Annotated in this window: 8 protein-coding genes; 2 read left to right on the forward strand and 6 right to left on the reverse strand. The window is 42.2% G+C overall.

What is annotated here, in order from left to right:
• From QNK26_RS16610 to QNK26_RS16620, 3 genes are all read right to left on the reverse strand, one after another.
• The coding region (locus QNK26_RS16610) for a slipin family protein (protein ID WP_319225049.1) at nt 1-589 on the reverse strand (589 nt) is incomplete at its 3' end.
• Nucleotides 570-2120 carry an NfeD family protein gene (locus QNK26_RS16615; RefSeq protein WP_413816374.1) on the reverse strand — a complete coding sequence of 517 codons (1551 nt, stop codon included), beginning with the start codon at nt 2118-2120 and terminating at the stop codon, nt 570-572. The genes QNK26_RS16610 and QNK26_RS16615, both read right to left, overlap by 20 nt.
• A 95-nt stretch (nt 2121-2215) precedes the next feature.
• On the reverse strand, nt 2216-3916 hold the full coding sequence (locus tag QNK26_RS16620) for a methyl-accepting chemotaxis protein (RefSeq protein WP_319225053.1): 1701 nt from the start codon (nt 3914-3916) through the stop codon (nt 2216-2218).
• Between the two features lie 399 nt (nt 3917-4315).
• Between QNK26_RS16620 and QNK26_RS16625 the strand changes: the two genes are divergently transcribed.
• Together QNK26_RS16625 and metC are read left to right on the forward strand one after the other, a co-directional pair.
• Nucleotides 4316-5683 (forward strand): sodium:alanine symporter family protein, encoded by a 1368-nt coding sequence (locus QNK26_RS16625; protein ID WP_319225054.1) that lies wholly within the window; start codon nt 4316-4318, stop codon nt 5681-5683.
• A gap of 207 nt (nt 5684-5890) precedes the next feature.
• The gene (gene metC / locus QNK26_RS16630) at nt 5891-7075 is read left to right on the forward strand and encodes a cystathionine beta-lyase (RefSeq protein ID WP_319225056.1); all 1185 of its coding nucleotides are present in this window, start codon (nt 5891-5893) and stop codon (nt 7073-7075) included.
• Between the two features lie 144 nt (nt 7076-7219).
• Here metC and QNK26_RS16635 read toward each other — a convergent pair whose 3' ends face one another.
• The 3 genes from QNK26_RS16635 to QNK26_RS16645 all read right to left on the reverse strand — a co-directional run.
• Nucleotides 7220-8113 (reverse strand): DMT family transporter, encoded by an 894-nt coding sequence (locus QNK26_RS16635; RefSeq protein WP_319225058.1) that lies wholly within the window; start codon nt 8111-8113, stop codon nt 7220-7222.
• Nucleotides 8114-8249: 136 nt separating this feature from the next.
• Entirely contained in the window at nt 8250-8915 is a 666-nt protein-coding gene (locus QNK26_RS16640; RefSeq protein ID WP_319225060.1) for a DUF3299 domain-containing protein, read from the reverse strand.
• A gap of 9 nt (nt 8916-8924) precedes the next feature.
• A partial coding sequence (locus QNK26_RS16645; protein ID WP_319225061.1) for an FtsX-like permease family protein occupies nt 8925-9237 on the reverse strand: 313 nt, incomplete at its 5' end.

The raw sequence follows: 9237 nt of genomic DNA on the forward strand, positions 1-9237 counted from the left end.
CTGATGCATGAATCACTTTCGCCCTACGTGTTCTTTCTGCTTCCGCCTGTCGTGCAATTGCCCTGATCATGGTTTCGTTTAAATCAACGTGTTTTATTTCTACGTTCGATACTTTAATCCCCCAACCATCGGTGCGAGCATCTAAGATGGCTTGAATGTCGGTATTGAGCATTTCTCTATTGGCTAACATCTCATCCAGTTCATGCTGCCCTAACACTGAGCGTAACGTGGTTTGTGCCAGCTGCGAAGTGGCTTGCAGAAAGTTTTCGACATTGATAATGGCTTTTTGAGCATCAATCACCCGAAAATAAATCACCGCATTAACCCGTACTGAGACGTTATCGCGACTGATGACGTCTTGACTGGGTACATCCATGACCACGGTACGCAAATCGACGCGTACCATTTGTTGAATTACCGGTATGACGATGATCAACCCGGGTCCTTTGACCTTTTCAAAACGGCCAAGGAAAAAGATAACCCCACGCTCGTATTCGCGTAGGATGCGAAACATGCTGATGATTAACAGGAGTAATAAAAAGATAATTGCTCCGGTAAATAACATGCCGCTACTGAGAATTGCTTGCATCGTTAACCTCCAATTCGGTGAGTGGCAATAAGACCAGCGTTAAGCCATCAATGCCATTTATTTGTACTACTTGCCCAGCGGTTAATTGATGCGGGCAGTAAGCTGACCAGCGCTCACCGTTTACATCAACATGTCCTTGACCAATGAAGCCAGTGCTTATGGTGATTTCAGCGCCAATTAAGGCTTCTTTACCACTGACCACTTTGTTTTTTCGGATATCCCACAAATAGCCAAATATAAAAATAAAAAACAGCAGTGAAACGACTGCAAGGGCTGCGATCAGCTGCAGCGATACTTGAAATTGCGGTAGGTCGGTATCAAATAAAAATATTGATCCGAGTGTAAACGCAATCAGACCGCCGAGCCCAAAAATACCCACGCTCGGTGACATCGACTCTGCTATCAGTAATGCAATACCCAGTAATAATAACGCCAGCCCCGCATAATCAAGCGGCAACAGTTGGAAGGCATACAGGGCAATGAACAAGGAAATAGATCCTGCTATGCCTGCGATACCAATGCCTGGACTGTAAAATTCCAGTAAGATGCCATAGACCCCAATTAACATCAGGATATAAGCGATATTCGGGTCGGTGATAGTGCCAATAAAATTACTGCGCCAATTAGGCGTACGGAGTTCTAGGGGACTGTGGGTTAATGTTAGCCGCCTTTGTTGTTGCTTGATTGTCACTATTTGACCATCGAGCTTTTGTAATAAATGTTGTGGTGATTGGGCGAGCAGATTAATCACGTTTTTATCCAATGCTTCGATCGCGGTGAGTGTTGCGGCCTCTGTCACGGCTAACTCTGCCCATTCGACATTACGTTTACGCAGTTGGGCCAATGAGCGTATATAGGCCACGGAATCATTAAGCACTTTCTTTTCCATGGCGGTTTTTTCAGTTACTTGTGGTGAGCCTGATGGTGTGGGAGAGGTCGGCGATTTACTGGCATTTGGATCCGATGATTCAGGCTGTGTACTGGGCTTGTTATCCGCGTCTGGCGCTGGTTGATAAGGATTGGCTGGTTTCTTATCGCCCCCAGGTAGTGGATTACCAATACTGACCGGAGTTGCTGCGCCTAATGTGGTGGTGGTCGCCATCGCTGCGATATGGCAGGCATAGAGAATATAGGTACCAGCACTAGCTGCCCTAGCGCCCGGTGGGTGAACGAGGCAAGCGATGGGGATATTTGAGTTTAAGATAGCTTGGTTTATATCACGTAAGCTAGAGACTAATCCGCCGGGAGTATCGATGGTGATAATGATCAGTGGTGCGAGCGTGTCGTTGGCAGTGTTATTGATTGTGCCGTTATTATCCTGCTGTTCAGCATTGCTGGGCGTGTTTGCGCGCTTAATTTCAGAGGTGAGATAATGACTGACTGCAGGGCCAATTGCCCCTTTAATGGTTAAGACGGGGATTGCGATACCGACTTTATTGGCGGCTGACTCTGCAGGTTCGGCTTGGTTAGCATTTAACATACTGCTATAAATCAATAGCATACTTATAAGCAAATAATACATAGGTAACATCCCACGATCACGTTACCTATATTCTAGTTCATTAATACCCTGACCGCGTTGTTGATGACAATAATAGCAGCAGCCAGATTATTACCGTGCTTGTTTTACGTGAGCTTAAATTGTCTCAGTAGCGCTTCTAATTGCTCGCCTGCGGCGGATAGGTCAGTAGAAACCTGTGTTGTTTCATGGCTTGATTCTAATAGCTGAGTAACCACATCGCGAATGTTGATCATGTTACGGTTTATTTCATCGCTGACAGAACTCTGTTCAGTGGCAGCAGTGGCGATACGAGTCGTCATATCATTAATGGCATCAACAGCATCGGTAACCGCAGATAAACTACCACTGATTTGAGTCGATGATTGCATGACGTGCACACTGGTTTCTTGACTGGTTTTCATGGCGCTTACCGCTTGGGCGACAAATTGATGTAAACCATCGAGCATTACCTTAATTTCTAATGTGCTGTCTTGAGTGCGGCTTGCTAAGCTGCGAACTTCATCTGCAACGACGGCAAAACCTCGGCCTTGCTCACCCGCTCTCGCTGCTTCAATCGCTGCGTTAAGCGCAAGTAGGTTGGTTTGCTCGGCAATCGCGCCAATGACTTGTAATACATGATCAATTTTCTGTGATTGTTCATGCAAAGAACCCATGTGGCCGCTGGCTTGCTCAACTTCATCCACCAGTGTTGTAATTGCCGTGTTAGACGTGCTGACATTATCTTGTGCCAACAGCGAGTCTTGCGTTGCTAATTGGGTGGCATCAGCAACTTGGGTCACGTTTTCTGCTACATCATTGGCTGTCGAGTTCATTTCGGTAACTGCGGTGACGACTTGGTCGGTTTCATTATTGTGGATAATCAGCTGCTCGGTGGTTTTTTGCGTTTGTAAGCTTAAGCTATTCGCAGAATCAGATACTTGATAGCTTACATCCGCCACTGCGCTGATAATACCTTGTAATTTTGACGTAAAGCGATTAAACGCATCACCAAGCAGAGCTATTTCGTCGCTACCTTGTACATCTAACCGACGGGTTAAATCACCTTCACCATCGGCGATATCATTAAGGGTATTAAGCATTTCATTCATCGGTTTCGCCAGTCGCTTAGCAATCCATAGCATGACTAAACTAGTGAGTATAATCAGCACTATGGCGCTGGCAATTGCAAATTTCATTTGGGTGTAAAGCTGCTGCCATACAGAATTACTGAAAACAATTAAATCTTTATTAATATCATCAATATAGACGCCGGTACCAATAAACCAATCGGTACCAGCAATGGGGGCTGCGTAACTTAATTTGGGCTGTAATGTGTCAGTACCTGGTTTAGGGTAAACATACTCCACAAAACCACCACCAGACTGACTGGCTTTAATGAGTTCTTGAACGAGCATGACGCCATTTTTGTCTTGCAGTTGGAAGCGATTTTGACCTTGATTTTTTTCGTTACTGGCATCGGCAATATTGTTACCTTTGCTGTCGTAAATAAAGAAATAGCCAAGGTTATTGTCACCATAGCGTGCGTATGTTAATAGGCTGCGCACATTTGCTAATGTTTGTTGCTGAGTCTGGTTTTCAGCGTTTGAATTGGTTATTTCTCGTTGCACTATTTTTTGGGTTATTTTTACCGCTTCACTAATTTGTGCCTGACGTTCGGTACGTAACAGTGAATCATGGTCATTGATCATGCTGGTTACTGACTCAGTTTGTAAATTAGTAATTATTGCTAATGCAACGAACAAAGCAACAATCATAGGAACTATAGCAATAAGGAGTAATTTATTCTGCATTCTTAAATTATTCATGCTCTAACCTTGTGATCCATTATAAATAACAACATGTCTTATTAAGTCACTTTTTTATAAATTTGCATATATCGGCATGCTTGAACTGTTAACTAGATGTTTATTTTTTAGTTTTTTTATGTTTTTTAGTATCCGTAAGGAATGATTTATATAATCAGGTGTTATTTCTATTAAAGCCTATTCTAGTGGGCAATTAAGACTGCTTCTTTAGACGTTTTTGAATGCTTTTATTGCTTTTCGCTGTGCGTGTTTGATTTTAAATATTATATTTTGTTATTTTAATTCTCCAGCACTTGGTTGCATGTTAAATAGTTGTGGGTATTATGTTTATCTGTTTGCTGAATATATAACCTGATAATGTGCGTTATTAGTATTATAAATCTTAAGGAAGGGATGTTGATGGAAGCTTTAACAAATTTTATTTCTGCGGTTAATAGTGTGGTATGGGGCGTACCTATGCTTATTATGATCCTTGGGGTAGGTTTATTCCTGTCTTTAGGGTTGAAGTTAATGCCTATTTTAAAATTAGGGACGGGCTTTAAATTACTTTGGGCTGGACGAACAACCAGTTCTAGCGATAAAAATAAAGGTGAGATCTCGCCATTCAATGCGTTAATGACATCACTTTCAGCCACTATCGGTACCGGTAACATTGCGGGTGTTGCAACGGCTATCTTTTTGGGTGGACCGGGTGCGTTATTTTGGATGTGGTGGACTGCGTTAGTAGGGATGGCAACTAAAGATGCAGAAGCAGTATGTGCGGTTAAATATCGTGAAACGGATGACAATGGTAACCACGTTGGTGGTCCAATGTATTACATCAAAAATGGTTTAGGCAGTAAATGGGCTTGGCTCGGTACTGCATTTGCTATCTTTGGTTCGATTGCTGGTTTTGGTATTGGTAATACAGTACAGTCAAACTCAGTCGCGGATGCTTTATCAAGTAGCTTTGGTATTTCGCCAATGATATCTGGTTTAGTGATGATGGTATTAGTTGGTCTCGTTCTGATGGGGGGCGTTAAGCGGATCGCGGATGTTGCTGGTAAATTAGTACCGTTAATGGCTGTCTTCTATATTGGCGCCGGTCTGGTTGTATTAGCGATGAATGCGAGCGAGATCCCTGCTGCATTTGCGTTAATTTTTGAAAGTGCATTTAGCCCTGTTGCGGCGGAAGGTGGTTTCGCTGGTGCTGCTGTTTGGGCCGCTATCCGTTTTGGTGTAGCTCGTGGTGTATTCTCCAATGAAGCTGGTTTAGGTAGCGCGCCGATTGCACATGCTGCTGCGCAAACTAATGATCCGGTTCAACAAGGTCTTATCGCGATGTTAGGTACCTTCATTGATACGCTTATCGTGTGTACTATCACAGGTTTAGCGATTGTGGTATCGGGTGCATGGACATCAGGTGAAACAGGCGCTGCCTTAACATCAGCAGCGTTTGCAAGTGCCTTACCGGGTATTGGTAATTACATCGTTGCTATTGCGCTGTCGGTATTTGCCTTCACTACTATTCTTGGTTGGAGCTTCTACAGCGAGAAATGTGTGCAGTATCTATTTGGTGTCAAAGCGATTGTTCCATTCCGAATCTTATGGATCATTGCAGTGCCAATTGGCGCAACCAGCTCACTTAGCTTTGTTTGGTTATTGGCTGATACGCTAAATGCGATGATGGCACTACCTAACTTGATTGCGCTTGTACTGCTGAGCCCTGTAGTATTCAAATTAACCAAAGAATATTTTGCCAAGCAAGGCAATACTGCTAAAGAATAATTAGCCTTGTTAACAACTATTGGTCTGTATCCACGGGCTAATCGCTGTCGGTCAATGAATACCTAAACCCCCGTCTATTTTCGTTGAAAGTAAGCGGGGGTTTTGTTTTTTTATAACATAATTACCTATTGCTTGGATCTGTATCTTTCGCTACTGTGTTTTTATATCCAAATGATGACTAAGAATAAATCAGGGAAAGACATAAATATGAGTTCAGATAAATTAGCCACCCAACTTGTCTCGGCAGGACGCGATAAAAAATTCTCACACGGTGCTGTGAACCCCGTTGTTCAGCGTGCATCATCAATTGTATTTGACTCCGTTAAAGCTAAAAAAGCCGCGACCGCAAAACGTGCTGATGGTGAACTTTTTTACGGTCGCCGTGGTACCCAAACTCATTTCTCTCTGCAACAAGCAATGACCGAGCTCGAAGGTGGGAAAGGCTGTGCGCTTTATCCGTGTGGCGCAGCAGCAGTGACTAATTCTATCTTGTCATTTGTCAGCGCGGGTGAGCATATCCTCATGACCGGTGCTGCCTATGAACCGACACAAGATTTTTGTAATGTGATGTTAGCTAAGATGAATGTAGCAACAACCTATTACGATCCTATGTTAGGCGAGGGCATTGCGGCATTAATGCAAGCAAATACCAGTGTGGTATTTTTAGAATCACCAAGCTCGATCACCATGGAAGTGCAAGACATTCCAGCAATTGTAAAAGCAGTGCGCGCGGTAAATTCTGACGTTATTATCATGATAGATAATACTTGGGCGGCGGGGGTGTTATTTAAAGCCTTAGAGCATGATATTGATATTTCCATTCAAGCGGGCACTAAATACATCATTGGTCACTCTGACTATATGTTAGGTACAGCCGTTGCTAATGAGCGTTGCTGGGCACAATTACGTGAACAGTCATACTTAATGGGGCAAATGGTTGATGCTGATACCGCGTACATGGCGAGCCGTGGTTTACGCACTATGGCTATTCGTTTAAAGCAGCATGAAACAGCAAGTATCCAAGTCGCGAATTGGTTAAGCACTCGTCCAGAAGTGGAACGTGTTAATCATCCAGCGCTACCAAGCTGTAAAGGCCATGAATTCTACAAACGTGATTTTAATGGTTGTAACGGTTTATTCTCGTTTATCTTAAAAGACAAATTAAGCAATGAACAACTGGCGAACTATCTCGATAACTTTGCCCATTTCAGTATGGCTTATTCATGGGGCGGTTATGAGTCATTAATTTTGGCTAACCAAGCGTCAGAATTAAATCGAATTCGTCCGGCAGGTGATGTTGATTTCACTGGTACGCTGGTGCGTTTGCATATTGGTTTGGAAGATGTTGAAGATTTGATTGCTGATTTAGACGCGGGTTTTGCACGACTTTAAATTGTCGGTAATATAATTAAGTTAATTAAAGAAGCTGGCATTAACCGTGATATTGGAGATGCCAAGCAGACATTTAGAGTCAAGATTAAATGATGACGATAATGCAGAGCGCTTCCATGCGATCTTTAATTTTAGTCTGTTAACCTAAGGCTGTACTGTAACTATTTTTTCTGTGGATTTTCTTGATTTCAACTGTGTCATCGCCACACCGGCCAATACCAAAGCACCACCAATAAACTGATAACTTGATAGTTGCTCATCGAGAATGACGGTTGCCATGATGGCGGTAAATACCGGTAATAAATTCATGAACATTGCCGATTTATCTGCGCCAAGATGTTGGATACTCTGCATCCATAACCAAGTGGCTAAGATTGAAGTCGGTATTGCGGCATATAATACCAGCGGTAATGATTCAGTGGTTAGAGTTACTTGGTTGCTGAAAGTCAGTACCGGTAATAAAATGATGACAGCAAATACCATCTGCATATATAGCGCAATCCAGTTATTGAACGGCAAACGCCAGCGTTTCAGTAATACCCCGTACAAAGAATAACTACAGGCGGCTATTAGCATGTAACTGTCGCCGATATTAATACCCTCTGAGAATAAACTGCCAATTTGACCGTGACTTAACATATACATTAAACCAGTCAGAGAGATTGAAACCCCACACACCGCTCTTTTAGTTAACGAAAGCCCAAGCAATGGCACACTAAACATTAAACTCAATAATGGTACGAGGGCAAAGATCAACGTCATATGGGTTGCAGTGGTGGTTGCTGCAGCAAAGTAGGCAAGTGATTGGTTAATTGCCATACCCAGTAATGCGAGGAACGCTAATTTAGGCAAATAAGGTTTAATCGCTTGACGTTTTTTCCATACCGGTTTGATTAGAAAAGGAGTAAGAGTGGTTAAGGCAATAAACCAGCGGTAGAAGGAAATGGTCTCGGGTGCAATTACATTGGTCGACAAGATGTTAACAATAGCATTGCCAGACCAGATAATAACAGTGAATAGCGGGAGTAAAAAGTACATAGAGAGCTGCTTGCGTATCAAAAAGGCGATTGTAGCAGAGAAATAAGGATTGTTGGAAAGTAGTTCTAGATCACATTATAGAAAAATAAAACAACCCAGATGATTTCAAATAGATAACCACCTAGGAAAAATTATTTTACTGCTGCGGAGCCTTGTAAGCTTCTACTTTTGCTTCTTCCATCGTGTAAGCCATAGTCACCGTCTTTTTACCATCAACCATGTAAAGGTCTTGGGTGAGTGTCGTGACGCTTAACTTTCCTGTTATGGTGATAGGTAAATAAGGTGCGCCAGCCTTAACAGGCTCTTTGGTTTTGACTAGCAACATTTGATTAGCTGGTGGTACTGGTTTATGCGAGCAAGCACCAATCGTAGGCACTAATAAAAACTCTGAAACCTTGTCACCGTCAAATTGTAACGCCAGCATAAAACCACTCATAGAAATAGTTTTATTGTCCAAAAAGTTATTGGTTGCTACCGATGCTTGTTTACGTTTTTCAATAATAATCAAACGTTGTTCAAGAAAATATTCAGTATCAATTTTTTCATTTTTGAGCCATATTTTGGTTGCAGCAAGTTCTTCCTGCATTGGGTCTGTAACGCGGTCGGGAGCGAATTCTATCATGTCTGTGATTCGAGCATAAATTGACAATTTATAGGTTTGCTCTTCAGTCAAATCTTTAAAAGGGTCCTTATAAGGTGCCATTTTACCTTGCAGATCAGTGAAGCTAATTTGTAAGGGTGTTGCTGCCTGTGCGAAAGAAAATAGCGACCATAATAATGGAATTAATAATAATTTTTTCATCTTTTCACCTTAAAACTTAATGCTCATACCATCGGATAATGAGGTCTTGTAAATGAGTACTCCAGGGATAATTGCAATGATTAATGCACTTATTTGGATTGTCGTTAGTATTAATAAGTCATTAAAACTTAACATATTTATATCTAAGTAAAAGCCGAAGTAATTCGCTAATGGTGCTTGTAATATAAGTAATAAACTATAAAAAATCGCTATACCTAATACAATACCTGAAAAACACACCGCGCCTGCTTCACCGATAATTAAAGAAAATATATGTCCGGGACGTGCACCGACAGAGCGTAGGATCGCCATTTCACGGCGA

The sequence above is a fragment of the Moritella sp. genome (genome assembly GCF_033791185.1).
GTDB lineage: Bacteria > Pseudomonadota > Gammaproteobacteria > Enterobacterales > Moritellaceae > Moritella.

Coding starts and splice junctions, on each gene's coding strand:
- QNK26_RS16615 (WP_413816374.1), bottom strand. CDS start 2,120: ATGTTACCTATGTATTATTTGCTTATAAGTATGCTATTGATTTATAGC.
- QNK26_RS16620 (WP_319225053.1), bottom strand. CDS start 3,916: ATGAATAATTTAAGAATGCAGAATAAATTACTCCTTATTGCTATAGTT.
- QNK26_RS16625 (WP_319225054.1), top strand. CDS start 4,316: ATGGAAGCTTTAACAAATTTTATTTCTGCGGTTAATAGTGTGGTATGG.
- metC (WP_319225056.1), top strand. CDS start 5,891: ATGAGTTCAGATAAATTAGCCACCCAACTTGTCTCGGCAGGACGCGAT.
- QNK26_RS16635 (WP_319225058.1), bottom strand. CDS start 8,113: ATGTACTTTTTACTCCCGCTATTCACTGTTATTATCTGGTCTGGCAAT.
- QNK26_RS16640 (WP_319225060.1), bottom strand. CDS start 8,915: ATGAAAAAATTATTATTAATTCCATTATTATGGTCGCTATTTTCTTTC.